The 23,179-nt window shown below is 56.8% G+C and carries 19 protein-coding genes and 3 tRNA genes; 14 read left to right on the plus strand and 8 right to left on the minus strand.

What is annotated here, in order from left to right:
- Positions 1–53 precede the first annotated feature (53 nt).
- Positions 54–929, plus strand: a complete 876-nt coding sequence (ampR, locus tag BFV67_RS01955; protein WP_069597782.1) for a LysR family transcriptional regulator AmpR — start codon at positions 54–56, stop codon at positions 927–929.
- Between the two features lie 29 nt (positions 930–958).
- Here the strand turns inward: ampR and frdD are convergent, their stop codons facing one another.
- Genes frdD through frdA form a run of 4 tightly spaced genes read right to left on the minus strand, consistent with a single transcriptional unit; the run spans position 959 to position 4,252 of the window.
- Positions 959–1,318, minus strand: coding sequence for a fumarate reductase subunit FrdD (gene frdD, locus BFV67_RS01960; RefSeq protein ID WP_008502934.1), 360 nt, complete (start codon positions 1,316–1,318; stop codon positions 959–961).
- A 10-nt stretch (positions 1,319–1,328) separates the two neighbouring features.
- A complete protein-coding gene (frdC, locus tag BFV67_RS01965) occupies positions 1,329–1,724 on the minus strand; it encodes a fumarate reductase subunit FrdC (protein ID WP_008502933.1) in 396 nt (131 codons plus the stop codon).
- Positions 1,725–1,734: 10 nt separating this feature from the next.
- Positions 1,735–2,469 (minus strand): succinate dehydrogenase/fumarate reductase iron-sulfur subunit, encoded by a 735-nt coding sequence (locus BFV67_RS01970; RefSeq protein ID WP_021240721.1) that lies wholly within the window; start codon positions 2,467–2,469, stop codon positions 1,735–1,737.
- Positions 2,462–4,252 (minus strand): fumarate reductase (quinol) flavoprotein subunit, encoded by a 1,791-nt coding sequence (gene frdA, locus BFV67_RS01975; RefSeq protein WP_008502932.1) that lies wholly within the window; start codon positions 4,250–4,252, stop codon positions 2,462–2,464. Before frdA ends, BFV67_RS01970 begins: the two co-directional genes overlap by 8 nt.
- 310 nt (positions 4,253–4,562) lie before the next feature.
- Between frdA and epmA the strand changes: the two genes are divergently transcribed.
- A complete protein-coding gene (gene epmA / locus BFV67_RS01980) occupies positions 4,563–5,540 on the plus strand; it encodes an elongation factor P--(R)-beta-lysine ligase (RefSeq protein WP_008502931.1) in 978 nt (325 codons plus the stop codon).
- Between the two features lie 177 nt (positions 5,541–5,717).
- Complete coding sequence (gene yjeM, locus BFV67_RS01985; RefSeq protein ID WP_045337296.1) at positions 5,718–7,217, plus strand: glutamate/gamma-aminobutyrate family transporter YjeM; 1,500 nt, start codon at positions 5,718–5,720, stop codon at positions 7,215–7,217.
- Positions 7,218–7,254: 37 nt separating this feature from the next.
- On the opposite strand, the gene mscM is transcribed toward yjeM, so the two are convergent.
- From mscM to rsgA, 3 genes are all read right to left on the minus strand, one after another.
- The gene (mscM, locus tag BFV67_RS01990) at positions 7,255–10,578 is read right to left on the minus strand and encodes a miniconductance mechanosensitive channel MscM (protein ID WP_008502929.1); all 3,324 of its coding nucleotides are present in this window, start codon (positions 10,576–10,578) and stop codon (positions 7,255–7,257) included.
- Between the two features lie 19 nt (positions 10,579–10,597).
- Positions 10,598–11,566: an archaetidylserine decarboxylase gene (asd, locus tag BFV67_RS01995; RefSeq protein WP_021240718.1), complete on the minus strand. Its 969-nt coding sequence runs from the start codon at positions 11,564–11,566 to the stop codon at positions 10,598–10,600.
- A gap of 97 nt (positions 11,567–11,663) precedes the next feature.
- Positions 11,664–12,716 carry a small ribosomal subunit biogenesis GTPase RsgA gene (gene rsgA, locus BFV67_RS02000; RefSeq protein WP_008502927.1) on the minus strand — a complete coding sequence of 351 codons (1,053 nt, stop codon included), beginning with the start codon at positions 12,714–12,716 and terminating at the stop codon, positions 11,664–11,666.
- Between the two features lie 107 nt (positions 12,717–12,823).
- On the opposite strand from rsgA, the gene orn reads away from it, so the two are divergent.
- The 4 genes from orn to BFV67_RS02020 all read left to right on the plus strand — a co-directional run bounded on the left by orn (position 12,824) and on the right by BFV67_RS02020 (position 13,865).
- A complete protein-coding gene (gene orn, locus BFV67_RS02005; protein WP_069597783.1) occupies positions 12,824–13,369 on the plus strand; it encodes an oligoribonuclease in 546 nt (181 codons plus the stop codon).
- Positions 13,370–13,565: 196 nt separating this feature from the next.
- Positions 13,566–13,641: transfer RNA gene (locus BFV67_RS02010), tRNA-Gly, on the plus strand.
- Positions 13,642–13,677: 36 nt separating this feature from the next.
- Positions 13,678–13,753: transfer RNA gene (locus BFV67_RS02015), tRNA-Gly, on the plus strand.
- 36 nt (positions 13,754–13,789) lie between these two features.
- A tRNA-Gly gene (locus BFV67_RS02020) sits at positions 13,790–13,865 on the plus strand.
- A gap of 270 nt (positions 13,866–14,135) precedes the next feature.
- Here BFV67_RS02020 and queG read toward each other — a convergent pair.
- Positions 14,136–15,275, minus strand: a complete 1,140-nt coding sequence (gene queG / locus BFV67_RS02025) for a tRNA epoxyqueuosine(34) reductase QueG (RefSeq protein ID WP_021240717.1) — start codon at positions 15,273–15,275, stop codon at positions 14,136–14,138.
- Between queG and nnr the strand changes: the two genes are divergently transcribed.
- The 7 genes from nnr (at position 15,274) to hflX (ending at position 23,157) form a co-directional block, all read left to right on the plus strand.
- Complete coding sequence (gene nnr / locus BFV67_RS02030) at positions 15,274–16,797, plus strand: bifunctional ADP-dependent NAD(P)H-hydrate dehydratase/NAD(P)H-hydrate epimerase (RefSeq protein WP_069597784.1); 1,524 nt, start codon at positions 15,274–15,276, stop codon at positions 16,795–16,797. The genes queG and nnr overlap by 2 nt on opposite strands.
- Positions 16,790–17,251 carry a tRNA (adenosine(37)-N6)-threonylcarbamoyltransferase complex ATPase subunit type 1 TsaE gene (tsaE, locus tag BFV67_RS02035; RefSeq protein ID WP_008502923.1) on the plus strand — a complete coding sequence of 154 codons (462 nt, stop codon included), beginning with the start codon at positions 16,790–16,792 and terminating at the stop codon, positions 17,249–17,251. The genes nnr and tsaE overlap by 8 nt, the downstream gene beginning before the upstream one ends.
- Before the next feature lie 16 nt (positions 17,252–17,267).
- Positions 17,268–18,608 carry an N-acetylmuramoyl-L-alanine amidase AmiB gene (gene amiB, locus BFV67_RS02040; protein WP_069597785.1) on the plus strand — a complete coding sequence of 447 codons (1,341 nt, stop codon included), beginning with the start codon at positions 17,268–17,270 and terminating at the stop codon, positions 18,606–18,608.
- A 9-nt stretch (positions 18,609–18,617) separates the two neighbouring features.
- On the plus strand, positions 18,618–20,462 hold the full coding sequence (mutL, locus tag BFV67_RS02045; RefSeq protein ID WP_032655264.1) for a DNA mismatch repair endonuclease MutL: 1,845 nt from the start codon (positions 18,618–18,620) through the stop codon (positions 20,460–20,462).
- A complete protein-coding gene (gene miaA, locus BFV67_RS02050; RefSeq protein WP_008502920.1) occupies positions 20,455–21,405 on the plus strand; it encodes a tRNA (adenosine(37)-N6)-dimethylallyltransferase MiaA in 951 nt (316 codons plus the stop codon). The genes mutL and miaA overlap by 8 nt, the downstream gene beginning before the upstream one ends.
- 85 nt (positions 21,406–21,490) lie before the next feature.
- Positions 21,491–21,802, plus strand: a complete 312-nt coding sequence (gene hfq, locus BFV67_RS02055) for an RNA chaperone Hfq (RefSeq protein ID WP_008502919.1) — start codon at positions 21,491–21,493, stop codon at positions 21,800–21,802.
- A gap of 74 nt (positions 21,803–21,876) precedes the next feature.
- Positions 21,877–23,157 carry a ribosome rescue GTPase HflX gene (hflX, locus tag BFV67_RS02060; RefSeq protein ID WP_008502918.1) on the plus strand — a complete coding sequence of 427 codons (1,281 nt, stop codon included), beginning with the start codon at positions 21,877–21,879 and terminating at the stop codon, positions 23,155–23,157.
- The last annotated feature ends 22 nt before the right edge of the window (positions 23,158–23,179 follow it).

Below are 23,179 nucleotides of genomic sequence, written 5' to 3' on the forward strand. Positions count from 1 at the left end.
TGACAAACGGTTAAATTTAGCATTAGCTGTTAATTTTTCTAACGGATGGGACCATGACCCGCAGCTATCTTCCGCTTAATTCGCTTCGCGCCTTCGAAGCTGCCGCAAGGCACCTCAGTTTTACGCATGCCGCTATTGAGCTGAATGTCACCCATTCCGCGATTAGCCAGCACGTAAAGGCGCTGGAGCAGCACCTTAATTGCCAGCTGTTTGTCCGCGTTTCCCGTGGGCTGATGCTGACCACGGAAGGCGAGAATTTGCTGCCGGTGCTGAATGACTCGTTCGACCGAATTGCCGGAATGCTGGATCGCTTTGCCAGCCAGCGCGCCCAGGAGAAGCTAAAAATTGGCGTGGTGGGTACCTTTGCTACCGGGATGTTATTCTCGCAGCTCGCTGACTTTCGTCGCTGCTATCCGCATATCGATCTTCAGCTGTCGACGCACAACAATCGTGTCGATCCGGCAGCCGAGGGGCTTGATTACGCCATTCGCTATGGTGGTGGGGCGTGGCACGGCACGGAAGCGACGTTTCTCTGTTCTGCGCCGCTTGCGCCGCTTTGCACGCCTGACATTGCAGCCGCGTTGCACACCCCTGCCGATATCCTGAAGTTTACCCTGCTGCGTTCTTACCGGCGCGACGAGTGGACCGCCTGGATGCAGGCCGCGGGAGAAAACCCGCCTTCACCGACGCACCGGGTAATGGTATTTGATTCGTCCGTGACCATGCTGGAAGCCGCGCAGGCAGGTACGGGCATCGCGATTGCACCTGTCGATATGTTCACCCATCTGCTGAACAGTGAGCGCATTGTGCAACCCTTCGCGACGCAGATTGACCTTGGCAGCTACTGGCTCACGAGGCTGCAGTCACGCGCAGAAACGCCCGCAATGCGCGAGTTTGCCCAGTGGCTGGTGGGGAAGATGCAGAAATAAAAGGCCCGCCGGATGGCGGGCCAGAGGCGTCAGATAGTGATCACGGCAATCAACGTGACCACGGTCAGGATGGTCGCCAGACCGTAGAATACCCATTTCCCGCTCGGTACATGGATTTTCAGGTCATGCATCGCATGGTGAATACGGTGCAGGCCACACCACAGCGGCAGGACGATCATCAGGAAGATGAACACGCGGCCGATAAAGCTGCTCGCGAACGCCAGTACGCGTTCGTAGCTCAGCGCATCGCCCGGGAACAGCCCCAGCGGCAGCATAATGCCCACCAGCAGAATGATGACGGGGGCAATGATGGCACTCCACATGCCGCCTGCGCCAAAGAGGCCCCAGAAGACCGGCTCGTCAGAACGTTTTGGATTTGGATTGATCACAGTAGTCTCCTTACCAGAACAGTGCGACAAACAGAATGACCACAGTGACCAGAATCGTCACCGCCCAGAGCCCCTTAATCACCGGCTCTGGCCCCATTTTCTCGCCTTTTACGATGATGTTCGCCGCTTTTGGCGCCAGTTCAAACCAGGTTTTGGTATGCAGCAGCGCGGCCGCAAGCACGATCAGGTTCAGAATGACAATGATCGGGTTTTGCAGGAAACCGACAAAGCTGGCCCAGGTTTCCGGGCCATGCTTGAGGGCAAAAACGCCGTACATCAGCTCAAGGCTGAACCAGACCGCCGGTACCGCTGTGCCTTCACGCAGCATGTAGAAGCGATAAAACGGCAGGTTTTTCCACCAGGTGGACGGCACAGGCCGCACATAGGCTTTGCGTTTAGTCGTCATCATGCACTCCTTAGCGTGGTTTCAGGGTAGCGATAAGAAAGTCTTTCGAGCTTTCCACTTTACCCTGCTGAATGGCGGCGGCCGGGTCGACGTGCTTCGGACAGACTTCGGAGCAATAACCCACAAAGGTACAGGTCCAGACGCCGTTCTGGCTGTTAAGCTGCGCCATACGTTCTTTTTTACCGTGGTCGCGGCTGTCTTCGTTATAGCGGTGCGCCAGGGTAATGGCGGCCGGGCCGATGAACTCGGGGTTCAGGCCAAACTGCGGACAGGCGGCGTAGCAAAGACCGCAGTTGATGCAGCCGGAGAACTGATGGTATTTCGCCATCTGAGCTGGAGTCTGATTGTTTGGCCCCTGATCCGGCGTGCGCGGGTTGCCAATAATGTAAGGCTTAATGGCTTCCAGGCTTTCGATAAAGTGGGTCATATCGACCACCAGATCGCGCTCGATAGGGAAGTTGCCCAGGGCTTCGACCTTGATGCCTTTGGTGTAGTCACGCAGGAAGGTCTTACAGGCCAGCTTCGGCACCTTGTTGACCATCATGCCACAGGAGCCGCAGATCGCCATGCGGCAGGACCAGCGGTAGCTCAGGTCTGGCGCCAGGTTGTCTTTGATATACCCGAGCGCGTCCAGCAGGGAGGTTTGCTCGTCGTAAGGAACTTCATAGAAAGCGCTGTGCGGTGCGGCATCCACTTCCGGGTTGTAGCGCACCACTTCAACTTTCAGTTTTTGCATCTCAGCCATTCGCCTTCTCCTTCTTCTCGGCGGCTTCTGCTTCTGCACCGTACACGCGTTTAGCCGGTGGCAGCGTGGTGATTTTCACGTCGCTGTAGTCCAGACGTGTGGTGCCATCCGCATCGCGCCAGGCGAGAGTGTGTTTCAGGAAGTTGACGTCATCACGTTCGGTACAGCCTTCATCAAGACGCTGGTGCGCCCCACGCGACTCTTTACGCGCCAGCGCAGAGTGCGCCATACATTCCGCCACGTTCAGGCCGTGGCCCAGCTCGATGGTATAGAGCAGGTCGGTGTTGAAGACACTGGAGGTGTCGGTGATGCGCACGCGCTTGAAGCGCTCCTGCAGTTCCGCCAGCTTATCGACGGTTTTTTGCATCAGCTCAGGGGTACGGTAGATACCGCAACCTTCTTCCATCGACAGGCCCATTTCGTCGCGGATCTTAGACCAGTTCTCGTTACCTTCCTGGTTCACCAGATCTTTCAGGCGTTTTTCAACGTCTGCGACCTGCGCATCCAGCGCGGCACCGTTAGCTTCGCCTGCGGTTGCCGCTCGTTCCATCGCGCGCTCGCCCGCCATGCGGCCAAAGACCACCAGCTCGGCCAGCGAGTTTGAGCCGAGGCGGTTAGCACCGTGCAGGCCCACGGAGGAACATTCACCGACGGCGAACAGACCCTTAATACGGGTTTCGCACTGCTGGTCGGTTTCGATCCCGCCCATGGTGTAGTGCGCCGTTGGGCGGACCGGAATCGGCTCTTTCACCGGATCGACGCCGACGTAGGCTTTCGCCAGCTCGCAGATGAACGGCAGACGTTCCAGCAGCTTTTTCTCGCCCAAGTGACGCAGGTCGAGGTGAACCACGTCGCCACGCGGTGTGGAGATGGTGTTGCCTTTGCGCCACTCGTGCCAGAAGGCCTGAGAGACTTTGTCGCGCGGGCCGAGCTCCATGTACTTGTTCTTCGGCTCGCCGAGCGGGGTTTCCGGGCCCATGCCGTAATCCTGCAGGTAGCGGTAGCCGTTTTTGTTGACCAGGATACCGCCTTCACCGCGGCAGCCTTCCGTCATCAGAATGCCGGAGCCCGGCAGACCGGTTGGGTGATACTGCACGAACTCCATATCGCGCAGCGGCACGCCGTGGCTGAGCGCCATACCCATACCATCGCCGGTGACGATGCCGCCGTTGGTGTTATAACGATAAACACGGCCCGCACCGCCCGTCGCCATCACCACCGCATTGGCGCGGATCTGGACGAGCGTGCCTTCCATCATATTCATCGCCACCAGGCCGCGCGCGTGTCCATCATCCACCAGAATGTCGAGGACGAAATGCTCATCAAAGCGCTGGATTTGTGGGAACTGAAGGGAGGTCTGGAACAGGGTGTGCAGCATGTGGAAGCCGGTCTTATCGGCGGCGAACCAGGTACGTTCGATCTTCATGCCGCCGAAGCGACGAACGTTGACGCTGCCGTCCGGGCGGCGGCTCCACGGACATCCCCACTGCTCAAGCTGGGTCATCTCCGTTGGACAATGGTGCACAAAGTAGTCAACGACATCCTGTTCGCAAAGCCAGTCGCCCCCTGCAACCGTGTCGTGGAAATGGTATTCAAAGCTGTCATGATCCTGCGCAACGGCGGCGGATCCTCCTTCTGCGGCCACCGTGTGGCTGCGCATTGGATAGACTTTTGAAATCAATGCGATTTTAGCGTTGGGATTAGCTTGCGCTGCAGCAATCGCAGCACGTAATCCAGCCCCGCCAGCGCCTATTACGGCAAGATCGGCCTGAAAAGTTTGCACGACATTCCTCCAGATTTTTGTTATTTCGCAACGCGACAAACTAAAGGTAGTTCACCCGTCCAAAAGGACGATTGCGAAAGCGTTTCCACTGCTCCTTTATGGGTAAAACAGTATAACCGTGTAGATGTCAGGGAAATTTGACGTGTTCGATTTTTTTGCTGTTCTGTCCGGCGATTTATCATTGAGATTGATGAATTGCATCACGCAATTGTTCACCTAAATGAAATGCGCTTTTTTACTGCGCAAAATTTGTCTCTGTCCCTGCTAACGAGTAGACTTCGTGCCCTTGTCTGAAATCGGAGAACAACTCATGAGCGAAACGGCCACCTGGGAGCCGAGCGCATCCATCCCTAATCTGTTAAAACGCGCTGCAATTATGACGGAGATCCGCCGTTTCTTTGCCGACCGCGGCGTCCTGGAGGTGGAAACCCCGTGCATGAGTCAGGCAACGGTAACGGATATTCATCTGGTCCCGTTTGAAACCCGTTTTGTTGGCCCCGGCCACTCTCAGGGCATGAATTTGTATCTGATGACCAGCCCGGAATACCACATGAAACGCCTGCTGGCGGCGGGATGTGGTCCGGTCTATCAGCTGTGCCGTAGCTTCCGCAACGAAGAGATGGGTCGTCACCACAATCCGGAATTCACCATGCTGGAGTGGTACCGCCCGCATTATGATATGTACCGCCTGATGAATGAGGTGGACGATCTGCTTCAGCAGGTTCTGGATTGCTCAGAAGCGGAAACGCTCTCTTATCAGCAGGCCTTCCAGCGCCATCTGGAAATCGATCCGCTGTCGGCGGACAAAACCCTGCTGCGCGAAGTGGCGGCAAAACTGGATCTGAGCAACGTGGCAGATACCGAAGAGGACCGCGACACGCTGCTGCAGCTGCTGTTCACCTTCGGCGTGGAACCGCAGATTGGCAAAGACCGTCCGACGTTTGTCTATCACTTCCCGGCAAGCCAGGCGTCACTGGCGCAGATCAGTACCGAAGACCACCGTGTGGCAGAGCGTTTTGAGGTCTATTACAAAGGTATTGAGCTGGCGAACGGCTTCCACGAACTGACCGACGCCCGCGAGCAGGCGCAGCGTTTCGAGCAGGATAACCGCAAGCGCGCCGCGCGCGGCCTGCCGCAGCAGCCTATTGATGTTAATCTGCTTGAAGCATTAAAAGCAGGTCTGCCAGATTGCTCCGGCGTGGCGCTGGGTGTTGACCGTCTGGTCATGCTGGCTCTGGGCGCAGAGCAGCTTGGCGATGTGATTGCCTTTACGGTCGATCGCGCTTAAAGAATTGCCGGGTGGCGCTGTCGCTTACCCGGCCTACTCGGTCATTGGCCCTGCCACATTAAAAACTGCCATATTATTAATATACGGGTCTTTTTCTTAATTTGCCCCTTATAGCCACAATATTAGTCTGGTCATCTGCTACCATCCGCGCAGTTTAATTCCTTTTCGGATGGTTCTATGTCCCAGTCACTCAAAAAAATGACCCTCACCGGGCTCATCCTGATGATATTTACCTCAGTCTTTGGTTTTGCCAACAGCCCGTCAGCGTTCTATCTGATGGGTTACAGCGCGACGCCGTTTTATATCGTTTCGGCTCTGTTCTTCTTTATCCCGTTTGCGCTGATGATGGCGGAGATGGGCTCGGCTTACCGGAAAGAAGAGGGCGGGATCTACTCATGGATGAACAACAGCGTCGGCCCGCGTTATGCCTTTATCGGCACGTTTATGTGGTTCTCCTCTTATGTCGTCTGGATGGTCAGCACGGCGGCCAAAGTCTGGGTGCCATTCTCCACGTTTCTTTTCGGTGCCGATAAAACGCAGGTCTGGTCGTTAGCCGGGCTGAGCTCCACGCAGGTCGTCGGGATTCTGGCGGTATGCTGGATGGTGGTGGTCACGCTGGTGGCGTCAAAAGGCATCAACAAAATTGCCCGTATCACTGCCGTTGGCGGTATTTCCGTGATGTGTCTGAACCTGGTGCTGCTGCTGGTGAGTATTGCCATTCTGTGCCTGAACGGTGGTCATTTTGCGCAGGAGGTGAACTTCGTTTCCTCGCCTAATCCAGGTTACCAGTCCGGGCTGGCCATGCTCTCCTTCGTGGTGTTTGCCATCTTCGCCTACGGCGGTATTGAAGCGGTGGGCGGGCTGGTCGACAAGACCGAGAACCCGGAAAAGAACTTTGCCAAAGGGATTATTTTTGCCGCTATCGTGATTTCCATCGGCTATTCACTGGCGATTTTCCTCTGGGGCGTCAGCACCAACTGGCAGCAGGTATTGAGTAACAACACCACCAACCTCGGGAACATTACCTACGTGCTGATGAAAAGCCTGGGGATGACGCTGGGTAACGCCATGCACCTGACGCCGGAAGCATCGGCCACCATGGGGATCTGGTTTGCGCGCATTACCGGCCTGTCGATGTTCCTTGCCTATACCGGCGCATTCTTCACGCTGATCTACTCGCCGCTGAAAGCGATCATCCAGGGTACGCCAAAAGCGCTGTGGCCGGGACGCATGACCCAGCTCAATACCGCAGGCATGCCTGCCAACGCCATGTGGATGCAGTGTCTGCTGGTGTGCGTGTTTATTCTGCTGGTGTCATTTGGCGGTGATACCGCATCGGCGTTCTATAACAAGCTGACCCTGATGGCGAACGTGTCGATGACCCTGCCGTACCTGTTCCTGACCCTGGCGTTCCCGTTCTTTAAGGCAAAGCAGGATCTTGAGCGTCCGTTTGTGATCTTCAAAACCCGCGCGGCAACGCTGTTGGCCACCACGGTGGTGCTGCTGGTGGTGGCGTTTGCCAATATTTTCACCATCATTCAGCCGGTGATTGAGGCGAACGACTGGAGCAGCGCGCTGTGGATGGTGGGCGGCCCAATTTTCTTCTCGCTGTTAGCGATGGGAATTTATGAGAATTACCGTCGACGCGCGACGGCGTACATCGCAGAAGTGGCGTAGCGGGAATATTCCCCTCCCGAAAGGGAGGGGAGACGCGTTATAAGCTGCCCGCCGGGCGCGTACGCGCCGCTGACGTCAGCGTTCTTCCCGTTTTACGCCCGTCCAGGCTTTCCAGACGCATCTGGAACGGTGGGAACGGCATATCAATACCGTGCTCGCGGAAGCCCGCCAGAATCAGCTGGTGGATCTCATGGCGCAGCGGCATACGGTGGCCCATTTCGGCGGCGTAGATACGCAGCTCGAAAATCTGAATCCCCTGCTGTAAATCCACAAGGAAGACTTCTGGTGCCGGGTTGTCGATGACCAGCGAGCAGCGCTCCGCGGCAGTGTAGAGGATCTGGGTGACCTCTTCGCTGTTCGCGTCCGACGGTGCCGGTACTGTCAGCACCACACGGGTAACGGAGTCTGAGAGCGACCAGTTGATGAACTGCTCGGTAATAAACGCCTTGTTTGGCACGATGATCTCTTTCCGATCCCAGTCGCTGATCGTCGTCGCTCGGGTGTTGATCTTCGTGATACTGCCGGTCAGATCGCGGATCGTGACGGTATCGCCAATGCGGATCGGTTTTTCGAACAGAATAATCAGGCCCGAGATGAAGTTGGCGAAGATCTCCTGTAAACCAAAACCTAACCCAACGCCGAGCGCTGCGACGAGCCACTGGAGCTTCGACCACTCAATGCCGATCATCGAGAAGCCAACCAGACCGCCAAACAGCATGATCAGATACTTGGTAATGGTCGTGATCGCATAGCCCGTACCCGGCGTTAAATCCAGATGCTGCAGCAGCGCCAGCTCCAGCAGTGCCGGGAAGTTGCGCACAAGTTGGGTGGTGATGATCAGCACCAGAATGGCAATCAGCACCGCCCCTAAGGTAATCGGCTCCAGGCTTTCAACGCCCTGCACCGTAGAGGTCACGTCCCACAGCGAGATGTTCTCCAGGAAGCCAAATGCCGAGTGGATCTCCGACCACAGGAAGATGACCGACAGGAGGGCAATCAGCATCAGGATGGAGCGAACCAGACGCAGGGACTGGGTACTGATGGCATCCAGATCCAGCTCGACCTCATCCGCCTCCGTCGTACCTTCCGTACTGTTAACGTGGTTTGGCTCCTCCTCACCCCGCGCGCGCTGGGCGAGGATCTCCGCCCGGCGATGCTTGGCACGGTCAAACGCCAGACGGCGGCGCTGAATCAGCATCCAGCGGCGGATAACGTGATACACCACCAGCAGCAGGAACCAGATGGCCACCGAGGTTTCGAGACGTGCCAACAGCGCCTGCGACGTCGCCAGGTAACCCACCGCGGCTGCCAGCATCGCAATCAACGGTGCGCTGAGCAGCAGGTTCCAGAGCAGCCGGTTGAACATGTTGTCGCCGCTGCCGGTTTTATCCAGATAGAGCGGAATACCCGCGCGTTTCAGGCTGAGCGTGACGATGGCCAGCGCTCCGCATATCAGCATAAAGCAGAGGCGGCCCAGCGAGCCTGAAAACTCCCGGTCGTTGAGATTATCGAACATGATCAGCGCCATAATCAGCGGCACAATCAGCCCGATGCTCATCAGATAGTAACGCATGGCGCGCGCCACGCGATTACGCGGCCAGCCAAAGTGGGCGATGAACAGGCCATTGGGTCGCGCAAAGGTGGCGCAAATCATTACCACCCACAGCAGCGGTACCGTGGCGGTGACGCCATCGCCAATCGCTACCGCGAGCGGATAGGGCCAGGCTTCCCGCAGGCCATAGCCCAGCGTCATCCACAGCACCGGCAGCGGGGAGGCGACGAGAATCGACCAGAATACGGTGCGCAACGTCAGCCAGAAGTGATCCTGGGTAACCTTCCCCACCCGGGAGCTGGAACGCTCGAGGAAGCGGGTGAAATGTCTGCGCGAGTAAATGCTGAAGCCCACCAGAATTAACGCCCCCAGCAGCGGGAAAATGGTCTCTTTGCTGGTGAGCATCATCACGCTGGCCTGTCCCAGCTGGCTGAAGGTATCCAGCGAAATCAGACGGCGCAGATCCTGGACAATCTCAATTGGCCACGAGAAGGTCATCGGACGCACGTCGGACGTCCAGAAGAGATAACGGTGCGTCGCCTCGTTCACCTCTTTCAACGCATCTTCCAGCTGGCTGTTGGACACTTTTAGCTTGGTCAGCTCAAGAATCAGCGTATCCCCGCCCTGGAGCAGAGAGTTCAGCAGTTCACGCTGGGTACGCAGCTGGGCTTCCAGAATGCGGCTTTGCTCGCTGGTCAGAGGCTGTCCGTCAGCCTGACGGATCTGGCGGATTTGCGGCTGCTTATTGAGAAGATCTTCAAAATGCAGTCGCTGAACACGTAGCTGGGCCATTTCGGTATCCAGCTGCTGCGGCTTCGGCATCTCCGGCAGGCGCGCGACCTGGGCGCGTAGCGCTTCGCCCAGCAGGTTTGACGATCCGAGCCACTGGGACTGTTCGCGCAGGGTGTTGAGCGCCTGGCGAACCTGAAGGGTTTGATTAGTGGCCTGACGCTGCTGCGAGGCCACCAGATCCATACGCTGCGCCTGTTGATTCAGCGCGGCCGAAAGCTCACGGTTGACCTTAAACTGCTCAACGATGCCGGCAGGCAGGTTATCGCTATTTTCTGCCAGCAGCTCGGTACTTTCCAGCGCTCGCTCCGCTTCACGCTGGCGCTGGCTATTGAGCTGGTTGCGCAAGGCCTGAAGATAGGCGTCCAACTGCTCGCTCTGCTTCTGAGCGAGTTCTGAGCGCATCCGCGACAGCTCCTGGCGGTTATTGGCGGAAAGCTGCGCCAGCTCGAGCTCATCGACAAGGGCCTTCAGGCGAGCCGATTCTGCCTGCAGGCCCAGATTTTGGGCCTGCGCCTGTGGCGTGTTGCCGTTTTGTGTCCCCACGCGGCGCTCAACTTCATTAAGCTGGCGGCGGGCGTCGGTTTGCTGCTGCGGAAGCTGGCTGAGGGAGTCGGCAATTTCGCGCGCTCGCTCCTGCTCCTGCTGAGCAAGGCGGCTCTTTTCCAGAAGCTGGCTGCTGACCTGCAGGATCTCCTGGTTCAGCGCGTCGGAGGTCATCCCTGCCGGCACATCGCGCGGTTCGTCGCGCAAGTTATTGAGCTGAGCGCGCAGCGTCTGCGAGAGTTTGGGGAAGTTGTCGATAACCTGCTGATACTGCTGAGCGCGCTCAAGAGAGCCTTTCCGCTCCTCAAGCGCGTTCAGTGCGGACTGGAGCGACTCGACGGTCTCTGGCTGAGCGGGTTTGGCCGCTTTTGCCTGCTCCAGTTCCTGGGTTATCTGTTTGGCGTCGGGGGCTGTCGCTGCGTACGCCCCCATGCTGAGGCACCAGGCCATCAGTAGAACGATAATCGGGCGCACGTCAGCGATCCTTCTGTTGTTAGCCTTCGTCTTTTTTGTCGTCAACCAGCGGGCTGGCGTCGTGCTCGGCCTGGATCTCTTCCTGTGACAGCGGAGCCGGTTCTGCTTCTGGCGTCACGAAGGTTTCAGTAGAGACCGCCAGCGGCTGGCCCAGCTTTGTCACCGACAGGCTTTCAAGCTGTTCAGCCAGCTTCACTTTGCCCGGCGCAAACAGGTTGATCACGGTGGAGCCCAGCTTAAAGCGGCCCATCTCCTGACCTTTGAGCAGGGCCACGGAACCTTCCGCTTCACCGGCAGGCCAGGTCCAGCGTTTGATCACGCCTTCGCGCGGCGGGGTGATGGTGCCTGCCCAGACGGTTTCGATGCTGCCAACGATGGTCGCACCGACCAGAATCTGGGCCATAGGGCCAAATTCAGTATCGAACAGGCAGATGACGCGCTCGTTACGGGCAAACAGGTTTGGCACGTTCTGCGCGGTCAGGTGGTTCACGGAGAACAGATCGCCCGGGACGTAAATCATTTCACGCAGGATGCCGTTACACGGCATGTGCACGCGGTGGTAGTCGCGCGGTGACAGATAGGTGGTGGCAAAGGTACCGTTGCGGAACAGATCCGCCATCAGGTAGTTCCCCGCCAGCAGCGCTTCCAGGCTGTAGTTATGGCCCTTCGCCTGCAGAATTTTGTCGTCTTCGATGTTACCCAACTGGCTGATCACGCCGTCTGCCGGCATCACCAGGACGTTAGGGTCGGTGTTCACCGGGCGCACGTCGTCACGCAGCGGGCGCACGAAGAAATCGTTGAAGGTGCGGTAGCTGGCGGTATCCGGCTTCTGCGCCTCTTTCATGTCGACCTTGTAATATTTTACGAAAAGGTCGATGACCAGTTTGGTCAGCCAGCCTGCGCGTTTGCTCGCGCCCCAGCCCGCCAGGCGAGTGAGCCACAGTTTTGGCAGAATGTATTGAAGCGAAAGTTTAAATGCGTTTAACAAGGTAGCCTCCAGGCCATTGTTTTGTCGTTCCTGATCCGGCGGTAAGCCACCGGAACCTGAAAAAAGGGGACGATTTTAGCGATGCTTAGCTTAGTTGTCAGTTATCAGAATCAGAAAAGTTTTTACGCGTTTTTACCTGATCCATGCTCTCAAGAATGCGGTGATAATTCTCGAAGCGGGTCTCCGCGATTTCGCCTTTCTCAACCGCTTCACGGATAGCGCAGCCTGGATCGTTATCGTGTTTACAGTCGCGGTACTTGCAAGCGCCTAAATAATCATGGAATTCGACAAATCCGTTAAAGATTTGTTCCGGCTCCAGGTGCCATAAACCGAACTCTCGCACGCCCGGGGAGTCGATCACGTCGCCGCCATGTGGGAAGTGATACAGGCGTGACGCGGTGGTGGTGTGCTGGCCGAGGCCCGAGACGTCAGACACATCGTTGGTGAGGATCTCTTGCTGAAGGCCAAGCAGGTTGTTCAGCAGGCTCGATTTGCCCACGCCGGACTGGCCCGCAAAGATGCTGATGCGGTCGGTCAGTGCTTCTTCAAGCGGTTTCAGGCCATCTTTGGTGTAGCTGGAGACCATCAGGACGCGATAGCCAATTTTGCGATAGATATCCATCTGCTCATTGACGAAGGCCATCCCGTCGTCGTCCAGCAGATCGATTTTGTTCAGCACGATGATCGGTTCAACCTGCAGCGTTTCGCAGGCGACGAGGTATCGGTCGATAATATTGAGCGACAGTTCGGGCAAAATCGCCGATACGATAACGATTTGGTTAATGTTGGCGGCAATCGGTTTGACCCCGTCGTAGAAATCGGGACGGGTTAATACGGACGTGCGCTCATGGACCGCTTCAACAATACCTTTTACCGTTACGCCTTCCGCCGCCTCTTTACCCGGTCGCCAGACGACGCGGTCGCCGGTCACCAGAGAACGAATGGTCCGGCGGATGTTGCAGCGGTGAATCGCACCATCGGCGGATTCCACGTCAGCGTGCATACCGAAACGGCTGATGACTACGCCTTCCGTTGGGTCGCCAAACAGGTTGTCGTCGTAATCGACCTTCTCCGCAGTGGTTTTAAGACGGCGCTGGTGATTGGCATTCACGCGGCGCTGCTGCCCTTTGGAGAGTTTATTTTTACTCAATCGCACTGGCTCCTGGTCGCCCGTAGGGGGCAAAACCTCTATGATACACTCTAATTAATACTAGTTAACCTGCTACTGCCGGTTATGCGAGAAGGGTGGAAAATAACATGAGCGCGGATGAAAACAACCTGATTTGGATCGATCTCGAAATGACCGGGCTGGATCCCGAGCGCGATCGCATCATTGAAATTGCAACCCTGGTGACGGACGCCAACCTGAATATCCTGGCGGAAGGGCCTACGATTGCGGTGCATCAGTCTGATGACCAGCTGGCGTTGATGGACGAGTGGAACGTGCGTACCCACACCGGCAGTGGCCTGGTGGAGCGCGTGAAGGCGAGCACCATGGGTGACCGTGAGGCGGAGCTGGCGACGCTTGAGTTCCTGAAACAGTGGGTTCCGGCGGGCAAATCACCTATTTGTGGGAATAGCATCGGCCAGGATCGTCGTTTCCTGTTTAAGTACATGCCGGAGCTCGAGTCTTACTTCCACTACCGCTATCTGGATGTCAGCACGCTGAAAGAGCTGGCGCGTCGCTGGAAGCCTGAAATTCTCGACGGCTTTAAAAAGCTGGGGACGCATCAGGCGATGGACGATATCCGAGAGTCCGTGGCGGAGCTTTCATACTACCGCGAAAACTTTATTAAGCTGTGATTTTGAGATCCGGCGCCTTGCGTGGCCGGGTTTTTGTCGTTAAATTGTGCAGCTTGCCGATTAAATAAGCATTTGAACTGAATTTCGAAAAAATCGCTTTAAGGGGGGTTGCAGCTAAAAGGATTTCTCGTATAATGCGCCTCCCGTAACGACAGAGAATTACACGTTACGACAGCAACAAAAGCAGTGCAGATTTGCGGGAATAGCTCAGTTGGTAGAGCACGACCTTGCCAAGGTCGGGGTCGCGAGTTCGAGTCTCGTTTCCCGCTCCAAAATTTGAAAGTGCTTTCACAGCACGGACTGCCCAAGCGGGAATAGCTCAGTTGGTAGAGCACGACCTTGCCAAGGTCGGGGTCGCGAGTTCGAGTCTCGTTTCCCGCTCCAAAATTTGAAAGTGCTTCCACAGCACGGACCACCCAAGCGGGAATAGCTCAGTTGGTAGAGCACGACCTTGCCAAGGTCGGGGTCGCGAGTTCGAGTCTCGTTTCCCGCTCCAAATTCTTCTTCATCTCTAAAATATCCACAGCGAAAAGAATCGCTGGGGACGTTTTCTGTTTTCTCTGAAATACTCTTGTGAACAGAGTTATCCACAGAAACTGCGCTTAACCGAAACAGGGTTAAAACTTAGCAGGGTGAATAATATCTTCATAAGATACTGTATTTACTTCATAAAATTTGATTTCAAAATGTTATTGAGATCACTTGATCTCTTCTCCAGCCCAGATGGCGCTTGAGTTTGTAATTTTATTCACAGGCTGTGAATAGTTCAGGCATCCCGCGGAAGCCCTTTTTCAATCACCCTCACCAGACGCTGTTTCTTCGGTAGCTGCACCTCGACCACACAGGCATTACGTTTCTCAATTTGCTGCGCAATCGCCCATTCTATGTGTTCATCAAGAAGTGGGTGCTCACCTCTACGGCTTTCAAGCGCCCGAATATTCGCTTCATCCCACGGGGCATTTCCCAACGCGACGGCCACATTTCGCAGCCAGCGCAGATGGCCGATACGGCGGATGGCCGAACCCTCCGTCACTTTCAGGAACCAGGCCTCGGTCCAGGCGAACAGTTCAGCGAGCGGCGGGGCATGGAGCGCCTTGCGCGGGCTGAAATCCTCTTCGTCGGTGAGCTGTGAATAGCGGTTCCACGGGCAGATGAGCTGGCAATCGTCGCAGCCGTAGATGCGGTTGCCGATAAGCGGTCGGAACTCCTCTGGAATGGCGCCTTCCAGTTCAATGGTGAGGTAGGAGATACAGCGGCGCGCATCAACGGTGTAAGGCTCGACGATGGCGCCGGTGGGGCAGATGGTCATACAGGCCACGCAGCGGCCACAGCCTTCCTCTACCGGGCCGTCTACCGGCAGCGGTAAATCAATCAGCAGTTCACCGAGGAAGAAGAACGATCCGGCGTCGCGGCTAAGAATAAGTGAGTGCTTACCTGTCCAGCCAAGCCCGGCTTTTTCGGCGATCGGACGCTCAAGAATAGGCGCGGAATCGACAAAGGGTCTAAAATTCAGCGAAACACAGTGCTGCTGAATAGTTTCCCCGAGTTTTTTTAAACGGTTACGCAGAAGCTTATGGTAATCACGACCGAGGGCGTACCGGCTAACGTAACCCAGCGAGGGGTCTTTGAGCGTGCGCGCAAAGGCCGCGTTGGCGGGCAGGTAGTTCATGCGCACGCTGATGACGCGTAATGTGCCCGGCAAAAGCTCGTGTGGACGGGCGCGCATCATGCCATGACGTGCCATCCACTCCATTTCGCCGTGGTATTGTTTGTCCAGCCAGGCCTGCAGTTTGGGCTCGCTGGCGGAGAGGTCGGTATCGGTAATGCCTACCTTCTGGAAGCCAAGCTCAGCACCCCACTGTTTGATTTTTTGCGCTAATTCATTGAGATCGAGGGGCTGTGACATGACGGACCATACGGTGAAGAAAAACCCCGCAAGTATACCACATTCCATCTGGCATGCGGATGACCTCCGGCGCGCCGAAAAAGAGGCTGCAGACAGCCTCGGGATTACCCTGTATGAACTGATGCTCCGCGCGGGTGAGGCAGCGTTTGACGTTGCCCGTAGCGCCTGGCCGCAGGCCGCCCACTGGCTGATTCTATGCGGGCACGGCAACAACGGCGGTGACGGCTACGTCGTCGCCCGTCTCGCGGTGGCTGCGGGTATCCGCGTGACCTTGCTGGCTCTCGAAAGTGATAAACCGCTGCCGGAAGAGGCCAGCGCGGCGCGGGAGGCATGGCTGAACGCCGGCGGTGTGATTCATGCGCCTGATATCGTCTGGCCAGAGGATGTTGATCTGATTGTTGACGGGCTGCTGGGCACCGGGCTGCGCAGCGCGCCTCGCGAAAACATTGCCGCGCTTATTGAACACGCTAACAGACATTCCGCGCCGGTAGTCGCCCTGGATATTCCCTCTGGCCTGATTGCACAAACGGGTGCAACGCCGGGGGCGGTGATGCAGGCAGCGCATACGGTGACCTTCATTGCCCTGAAGCCGGGTTTACTGACCGGCAAAGCGCGGGATGTCGTCGGCGTGTTGCACCACAGTGCGCTGGGGCTGGAGAGCTGGCTCGCCGGGCAGGAAACGCACCTCGCGCGTTATGATGCGTCGCAGCTTGCAGCGTGGCTCCCGCCGCGACGACCAACGTCACATAAGGGCGATCACGGCAGGCTGGTGATTGTGGGCGGTGACCATGGTACGGCGGGTGCGATTCGCATGACTGGTGAAGCGGCTCTGCGCAGCGGCGCCGGATTAGTGCGAGTGCTCACTCGCATTGAGAATATTGCGCCGATCGTCACGGCCCGACCGGAGCTGATGGTCCATGAGCTTACGCTCCAGACGCTGGAGGAAAGCCTCGAATGGGCGGACGTGGTGGTGATCGGTCCCGGGCTTGGGCAGCAGGCGTGGGGTAAACAGGCTCTGCAAAAGGTCGAGAATTTTCGCAAACCGATGCTGTGGGATGCCGACGCGCTTAACCTTCTGGCAATAAACCCGGATAAGCGTCACAATCGCATTCTGACGCCACACCCCGGCGAAGCGGCGCGGCTGCTTAACTGCAGCGTGGCAGAAATTGAAAGCGATCGCTTACTTTCTGCTCAGCGTCTGGTAAAACGTTACGGAGGTGTTGCCGTTTTAAAAGGGGCAGGAACCGTTGTTGCCAGTGACGAGACGCAGGGCGTTATTGATGCCGGAAATGCGGGCATGGCGAGCGGCGGCATGGGCGATGTGCTTTCCGGTATTATTGGCGCATTGCTTGGACAGAAACTTCCCCTTTATGATGCAGCCTGTGCGGGCTGCGTGGCCCACGGCGTTGCGGCAGATAAACTGGCTGCGCGTTACGGTACGCGCGGTATGCTGGCCACCGATCTCTTTTGCACGCTGCGGCGTGTAGTTAACCCGGATGTGATTGACGTAGAAAATGACTAATCGAGCGATTCCTTTACCTGATGAACAAGCCACTTTAGATCTCGGCAAGCGCGTGGCGCAGGCCTGTCAGGGGGCAACCGTCATTTATCTGTATGGTGATTTAGGGGCGGGTAAAACCACCTTCAGCCGGGGTTTTTTGCAGGCGTTAGGGCATAACGGGAATGTGAAAAGCCCAACCTACACGCTGGTAGAACCGTACACCCTTGAAAATCTCATGGTGTACCACTTCGATTTATACCGCCTTGCGGATCCTGAGGAGCTGGAATTTATGGGGATCCGTGATTATTTTGCCAACGACGCCATTTGCCTGGTGGAGTGGCCGCAACAAGGTGCGGGTGTGCTGCCTGACCCGGATGTCGAAATTCACTTAGATTACCAGGCTCAAGGGCGTGAGGCACGCATCAGTGCTGTTTCCTCATCAGGCAGTTCCTTACTGGCGCGTCTGGCCGGTTAAGCGTAGGGATGACGGGATGATAAATCGCGTTAAAGGTTGGTTGTTGGCTGCCACCGTGCTGCTGTGCGCGCAGGCCGGGGCGGCAAATCTTTCAGATATTCAGGTCTCGAACGGCGAAAGCCAGGCTCGAATCACGTTCAGCTTTATGGGCGATCCTGAGTATGCGTTTTCACAGCCAGACAGCCACAGCGTGGCGCTGGATATCAAACAGACAGGCGTGATCCAGGGATTACCGCTGCAGTTCAGCGGCAACAACCTGGTGAAAAGTATCCGTTCGGGTACGCCGCAGGATAGCCAGTCGTTACGCCTGGTGGTCGGTCTGACCGAAAAGGGCAAAACGAAGGCGGTGAAGCAGCAAAACGGGGCGAACTATACGGTGGTCTTTACCATCAATGCCGATGTCCCGCCGCCGCCTCCACCGCCGCCTGTCGTTGCCAAACGCGTGGAAGAACCGGTGTATACGCCGCGTCCTGCTGAACCCGCGCGTAATCCGTTTAAATCGCAGAACGATCGCATCACTGCGGCAACCAGCAGCAATACGGTGACCCGTCCGGCGGTGAGTACGCGCCGTGCTGCGACCAGCGGTGACAAAGTGATTATCGCCATTGATGCAGGTCACGGTGGACAGGACCCGGGTGCGATTGGCCCGGGTGGGACGCAAGAGAAAAATGTCACCATCGCCATTGCCCGTAAGCTGCGTGCACTGCTCAACGACGACCCTACGTTCAAAGGCGTGTTGACCCGCGACGGGGATTACTTCATTTCGGTAATGGGGCGTTCGGACGTCGCGCGCAAGCAGAATGCGAACTTCCTGGTCTCCATCCACGCGGATGCTGCGCCAAACCGTAACGCGACCGGCGCCTCGGTATGGGTACTCTCGAACCGTCGCGCCAACAGTGAAATGGCCAACTGGCTGGAAGAGCATGAGAAGCAGTCTGAACTGTTAGGCGGCGCGGGCGATGTGCTGGCAAACAGCCAGTCAGACCCGTATCTCAGCCAGGCGGTGCTGGATTTACAGTTCGGTCATTCTCAGCGCGTCGGGTATGATGTGGCCACTAACGTATTGAACCAGCTGCAAAGCATTGGTGTGCTGCATAAGCGTCGTCCTGAACATGCCAGCCTCGGCGTTCTGCGCTCGCCGGATATCCCGTCCATCCTTGTAGAGACGGGCTTTATCAGTAACAACGGTGAAGAGCGTCTGCTGGGAAGCGACAGCTATCAGCAGCAAATTGCTGAAGCGATTTATAACGGTCTGCGTAAATACTTTGATGCCCATCCGCTGCAGTCTGCGCCACAGAGCGGCGCTGCCCAGACGGCCAGCGCAGCGCTACCGGGTGAGATGACCGCGACCAACTAAGGAGAATTCATGCCGATTCAGGTTCTGCCGCCGCAGCTTGCGAACCAAATCGCCGCCGGTGAGGTGGTGGAACGCCCTGCGTCGGTCGTGAAGGAGCTGGTGGAAAACAGCCTCGATGCGGGCGCGACCCGCATCGATATTGATATCGAGCGCGGTGGCGCGAAGCTTATCCGCATTCGCGACAACGGCTGCGGCATTAAAAAAGAGGAGCTGGCGCTGGCGCTGGCCCGTCACGCCACCAGTAAAATTGCTTCTCTGGATGACCTGGAAGCGATTATTAGCCTCGGCTTTCGCGGTGAAGCGCTGGCCAGTATCAGCTCGGTTTCGCGCTTAACGCTGACCTCCCGTACCGCCGAACAGCAGGAAGCCTGGCAGGCTTACGCCGAAGGGCGCGATATGGATGTGACGGTCAAACCCGCGGCGCACCCTGTCGGCACGACGCTTGAAGTATTAGATCTCTTCTACAACACTCCCGCCCGACGCAAGTTCATGCGTACCGAGAAGACCGAATTCGGACACATCGACGAGATCATCCGCCGTATCGCGCTGGCGCGTTTCGATGTCACCATCAACCTCAGCCACAACGGCAAGGTGATGCGCCAGTATCGCGCGGTGGCGGAAGGTGGGCAGAAAGAGCGTCGCCTGGGCGCCATTTGCGGGACCCCGTTTCTGGAACAGGCGCTGGCCATTGAGTGGCAGCACGGCGATCTGGCGCTGCGCGGCTGGGTAGCCGATCCGAACGCGAGCAGCGCTGCGTTTGCGGAGATCCAGTATTGCTACGTCAACGGCCGCATGATGCGCGACCGTCTCATCAATCACGCCATTCGCCAGGCCTGCGAAGACAAGCTCGGGGCCGATCAGCAGCCTGCTTTCGTGCTTTATCTGGACATCGATCCGCATCAGGTGGATGTGAACGTCCATCCTGCCAAGCATGAAGTGCGGTTCCACCAGTCGCGACTGGTGCATGATTTTATCTATCAGGGCGTGCTGAGCGTGCTGCAGCAGCAGGGTGAAACGCCGTTGCCGCTGGAACACGCAGAACCTGCGCCGCGCCCAATTCCTGAAAACCGTGTCGCTGCGGGCCGCAACCATTTTGCGGAGCCCGCCGTTGCGCGTGAACCGGAAGCGCCGCGCTTTTCCTCCGCAGGGGCCGCGCCGCGTCCAACGGGTGCCAACTACCCGAATGCCCAGCCTGGCTATCAAAAGCAGCAGGGCGCGTTGTACCGCAAACTGCTGGAGACGCCAGCCGTAGAGCGTAAAGAACCCATTCCGGCACCTCAGCCTTCTCTGGACGGCCATAGCCAGAGTTTTGGCCGGGTGCTGACGATTATCGCGCCGGATATGGCACTGCTGGAACGTGACGGCAAATTGATGCTTCTGGCACTGCCGGTTGCCGAACGCTGGCTTAAACAGGTGCAGCTCACGCCGGGCGAAAATGCCGCCTGTGCGCAGCCGCTGTTAATTCCGGTTCGCCTGAAAATATCCCCTGATGAAACAAGGGTATTGCAGCGTGCCGAAGCACAGCTGGCGCAAATGGGTATTGAAATTGTGCTCGAACCACAACATGTGACAATTCGTGCAGTGCCTTTACCCTTACGCCAACAAAATTTACAAAACTTGATTCCTGAACTGATAGGCTACCTGGCGCAGCAAACATCGTTTGATGCCGCTAACACCGCGCAGTGGATCGCCCGCCATCTGGCCAGCGAACACGCGCCGTGGAGCATGGCACAGGCCATCAGCGTGCTGGCGGAGGTGGAACGCCTCTGTCCGCATCTGGTGAAAGCGCCGCCGGGTGGGTTATTACAACCTGTTGATTTAAAAACGGCGATGAACGCCCTGAAACATGATTGACGTAAGTAAGGCGAGCCTGCCTAAGGCAATTTTTTTAATGGGCCCAACGGCCTCCGGCAAAACGGCGCTCGCCATTGAGTTGCGTAAAGTTTTGCCGGTAGAGTTGATTAGCGTCGACTCCGCCCTCATCTACCGAGGGATGGACATCGGCACGGCGAAGCCTGACGCAGAAGAACTGCGCGCGGCACCGCACCGTTTGCTGGATATCCTCGACCCGGCTCAGGCTTACTCCGCAGCGGATTTTCGCCGGGATGCCTTAGCCGAGATGGCCGAGATAACGGCGGCGGGGCGTATACCGCTGTTGGTTGGCGGAACCATGCTCTACTTCAAGGCGCTGCTGGAGGGGTTATCACCTCTGCCATCCGCGGACCCGGAAGTAAGAGCGAAAATTGAGCAGCAGGCGGCAGAGCAGGGGTGGGACGTTTTGCATCAGCAACTGGCGGAGATTGACCCGGTTGCCGCAGCGCGGATCCATCCAAATGATCCGCAAAGGCTTTCCCGGGCACTGGAAGTTTTTTTCATTTCGGGTAAAACTTTAACGGAACTGACGCAAACGTCAGGAGACGCTCTGCCGTATCAGGTGCATCAGTTCGCCATCGCCCCGGCGAGCCGTGAACTGCTCCATCAGCGAATTGAGCAGCGTTTTCATCAGATGTTAGCTTCAGATTTTGAAGCAGAAGTGCGGGCGCTATTTGCCCGTGGAGATTTGCATACGGACATGCCTTCCATTCGTTGTGTGGGATACCGCCAGATGTGGTCGTACCTTGAAGGTGAGATTTCATACGATGAAATGGTTTATCGAGGTGTTTGCGCCACGAGACAGTTAGCGAAGCGCCAGATCACCTGGTTGCGCGGTTGGGAAGGGGTTCACTGGTTAGACAGTGAAAAACCACAACAGGCGTTAAGCGACGTGATTGAGGTTGTTGGTGATATCGCTCACTGAATGTGTACAATTGAGGCGTATCGTGCGCAATTTTTCAGAATCGCAAGGTTCTAAGTACAAAACAAGCATATAAGGAAAAGATAGAATGGCTAAGGGGCAATCTTTACAAGATCCGTTCCTGAACGCATTGCGTCGGGAACGTGTTCCAGTTTCTATTTATTTGGTGAATGGTATTAAGCTGCAAGGTCAGATTGAGTCTTTCGATCAGTTCGTGATTCTGTTGAAAAACACGGTCAGTCAGATGGTCTATAAGCACGCTATTTCTACAGTTGTTCCGTCCCGTCCGGTATCTCATCACAGCAATAACGCTGGCGGCGGCACAGGTAGTAACTACCATCATGGCAGCAACGCGCAGGGTTCTTCAACGCCAGCGCAGGACAGCGACGAGACCGAATAAGGTTTCGCACTGTTATCCACACGGGGAGCCAGGGATCCTGCGTTCCCCGCTGATCTTTTTAGAGAGGTTTACGCTTGTTTGACCGTTATGATGCCGGTGAGCAGGCGGTGCTGGTACACATCTATTTTTCGCAAGACAAAGATATGGAAGACCTCCAGGAGTTTGAATCTCTGGTCTCTTCCGCCGGTGTCGAAGCAATGCAGGTGATTACCGGTAGCCGTAAAGCGCCGCACCCAAAGTATTTTGTTGGTGAAGGTAAAGCAGTCGAAATTGCGGATGCCGTAAAAGCAACCGGCGCGTCAGTCGTGTTGTTTGATCATGCGCTGTCTCCAGCCCAGGAGCGCAACCTGGAAGCTCTCTGCGAATGCCGTGTTATCGATCGCACGGGATTGATTTTAGACATTTTTGCTCAGCGTGCACGTACCCACGAAGGGAAACTGCAGGTTGAGCTGGCGCAGCTGCGTCATCTGGCAACGCGTCTGGTGCGTGGCTGGACCCACCTTGAAAGACAAAAAGGCGGGATTGGTTTGCGCGGCCCGGGTGAAACCCAGCTCGAAACCGACCGTCGTTTGCTGCGTGGCCGAATTACCCAGATCCTCTCGCGTCTGGAAAGAGTCGAGAAACAGCGTGAGCAGGGGCGTCGGGCACGCACCAAAGCCGACATCCCGACGGTGTCGCTGGTGGGGTATACCAACGCCGGTAAATCCACTCTGTTTAACCAGATAACCGAGGCCCAGGTTTACGCCGCAGACCAGCTGTTTGCGACCCTGGACCCGACGCTGCGCCGTATTGACGTTGCAGACGTCGGTGAAACGGTGCTGGCGGATACCGTAGGGTTTATCCGTCACCTGCCGCATGACCTGGTGGCGGCGTTCAAGGCCACCCTGCAGGAGACGCGACAGGCGACCCTGCTGCTGCACGTGATTGATGCGGCAGACGTGCGCGTGCAGGAGAACATCGACGCGGTGAACGTGGTGCTCGAAGAGATCGACGCCCACGAAATCCCAACGCTGTTGGTGATGAACAAGATCGATATGCTGGACGATTTCGAACCGCGTATCGACAGAGATGAAGAGAACAAACCGATTCGGGTCTGGCTTTCTGCCCAGACCGGTCTTGGTGTGCCACTGCTTTTCCAGGCTTTGACAGAACGTCTTTCCGGTGAGGTAGCTCAGCACACGCTGCGACTGCCGCCACAGGAAGGCAGGCTGCGCAGCCGGTTTTATCAGCTTCAGGCGATAGAAAAAGAGTGGATGGAGGATGACGGCAGCGTGGGGATGCAGGTGCGTATGCCGATCGTTGACTGGCGTCGCCTCTGTAAACAAGAACCTGCGCTGGTCGACTATATCGTCTGATCAGAAAGGGGATGCCTGAATA

This window comes from Enterobacter roggenkampii, from assembly GCF_001729805.1.
Taxonomy (GTDB): Bacteria; Pseudomonadota; Gammaproteobacteria; order Enterobacterales; family Enterobacteriaceae; genus Enterobacter; species Enterobacter roggenkampii.

Excerpts from the sequence above, each read along its gene's own strand:
- ampR (WP_069597782.1), top strand. The coding sequence starts at position 54 with ATGACCCGCAGCTATCTTCCGCTTAATTCGCTTCGCGCCTTCGAAGCT.
- frdC (WP_008502933.1), bottom strand. The coding sequence starts at position 1,724 with ATGACGACTAAACGCAAAGCCTATGTGCGGCCTGTGCCGTCCACCTGG.
- BFV67_RS01970 (WP_021240721.1), bottom strand. The coding sequence starts at position 2,469 with ATGGCTGAGATGCAAAAACTGAAAGTTGAAGTGGTGCGCTACAACCCG.
- epmA (WP_008502931.1), top strand. The coding sequence starts at position 4,563 with ATGAGCGAAACGGCCACCTGGGAGCCGAGCGCATCCATCCCTAATCTG.
- yjeM (WP_045337296.1), top strand. The coding sequence starts at position 5,718 with ATGTCCCAGTCACTCAAAAAAATGACCCTCACCGGGCTCATCCTGATG.
- orn (WP_069597783.1), top strand. The coding sequence starts at position 12,824 with ATGAGCGCGGATGAAAACAACCTGATTTGGATCGATCTCGAAATGACC.
- nnr (WP_069597784.1), top strand. The coding sequence starts at position 15,274 with ATGACGGACCATACGGTGAAGAAAAACCCCGCAAGTATACCACATTCC.
- queG (WP_021240717.1), bottom strand. The coding sequence starts at position 15,275 with ATGTCACAGCCCCTCGATCTCAATGAATTAGCGCAAAAAATCAAACAG.
- tsaE (WP_008502923.1), top strand. The coding sequence starts at position 16,790 with ATGACTAATCGAGCGATTCCTTTACCTGATGAACAAGCCACTTTAGAT.
- amiB (WP_069597785.1), top strand. The coding sequence starts at position 17,268 with ATGATAAATCGCGTTAAAGGTTGGTTGTTGGCTGCCACCGTGCTGCTG.
- mutL (WP_032655264.1), top strand. The coding sequence starts at position 18,618 with ATGCCGATTCAGGTTCTGCCGCCGCAGCTTGCGAACCAAATCGCCGCC.
- miaA (WP_008502920.1), top strand. The coding sequence starts at position 20,455 with ATGATTGACGTAAGTAAGGCGAGCCTGCCTAAGGCAATTTTTTTAATG.
- hfq (WP_008502919.1), top strand. The coding sequence starts at position 21,491 with ATGGCTAAGGGGCAATCTTTACAAGATCCGTTCCTGAACGCATTGCGT.